Below are 1,150 nucleotides of genomic sequence, written 5' to 3'. Positions count from 1 at the left end.
TCGGTTCCGGGTTCGGCGTCGTCCGAAGCTCCAGCCGGTCCCTCGCGTCTTCCGGGGGCCGCGGCCCATGAGGCGTTCGGCCACGCGCCAGGGTCGCCCCGACAACGGGGGCGTCCCCGCCCGCGCGACGCGCGTGCGGCCGGACCCGTGCCCACACCTGCGGCTAGATCGTTCTCCCGGTGCTGGTGGGCCTGGTGCGGGTGAACAGGCCCGGTCCTGGGCGGCCCCGCTCCCGCCTGGACGGGTTGGCCGGGGACAGGGCCTACAGCTCCAAGGCCAACCGGAGGATCCTGCGCACCAGGCGCACCCGGTGCACCATTCCCGAGCGTGGGGACCAAAAGGCCAACCGGCGTCGGCGGGGGTCGACCGGCGGCAGGCCGCCCGACTTCGATCGGGAGGCCTACCGCCGACGCAACCGGGTGGAGCGGTTGATGAACCGCCGCAAGCAGTACCGGGCGCTGGCCACGCGTTATGACAAGCTCGCCACGACTTTTCGGGCAACCGTCAGGATCGTCGACATCCTCATCCGGCTACGCGCACGGCCCGATCGTCCCACTCAACAGGATCCACCGAACACGCCCTAGCCCCTCGTGCGCCCGGGGACGCTCATCCACCCGCCATTGGGGGCGTCAGGCCTGGTTCGCGCGGTAGCGTCCATGTTCAGGCAGAACTCGACGCTGCGCGCCTTTTCGAAGCCGAACCCAGCGACGATTGCCTTGTCGTCCTCGTCCGGGGCGGGCACCTCGACGACGGGGGCGTGCAGGTCCTGGTCCTCGGTGGCGCCGGTCATCGCTCGGTAGTCGTACGCGTTGGCGCCCACCCCACCCCTGACGAGGACACCGTCGGCCGCGTAGCCGTCCTCGACGCGGAAGTCGACCAGCTTGCCGCTCACGACCTGGGTCAGGCTGACCGGTCCGAACTGCCCCTTCTTCACGGGCTTCACCTCAAGCGTGAATTCGCACTCGAATCCCAGGCGCTTGAACGTCGCGTCGCCCTCCACCGCCAACGGCGGGACATCGGCGCCGAGCTGGGGGCCGGGGTTCGGGGCGATCACGAAGGCCGAGGCGGGGGCGGTGACAGCGACCGCAGCCGCGGTGGCCAGGCCGAGGCCGATGAGGCGCAGCCCCATCATCGTGCGCTTCGACGCGGT

General features: G+C 71.0%; 1 protein-coding gene and 1 pseudogene. One reads left to right on the top strand and one right to left on the bottom strand.

What is annotated here, in order from left to right:
- Positions 1-194: 194 nt before the first annotated feature.
- A pseudogene (locus tag BJF83_RS03205) lies at positions 195-584 on the top strand (transposase); the annotation flags it as partial.
- Here BJF83_RS03205 and BJF83_RS27315 read toward each other — a convergent pair.
- Positions 581-1,150, bottom strand: a 570-nt coding sequence (locus BJF83_RS27315) for a hypothetical protein (protein WP_158070327.1), incomplete at its 5' end; no start/stop codon positions are given. The pseudogene BJF83_RS03205 and the gene BJF83_RS27315 overlap by 4 nt on opposite strands.

Source organism: Nocardiopsis sp. CNR-923 (assembly GCF_001942255.1).
In the GTDB taxonomy this organism is placed as follows: domain Bacteria; phylum Actinomycetota; class Actinomycetes; order Streptosporangiales; family Streptosporangiaceae; genus Nocardiopsis.
Note: the sequence above shows the minus strand (reverse complement) of the source record. Positions and strands in the feature narration are given on the sequence as shown.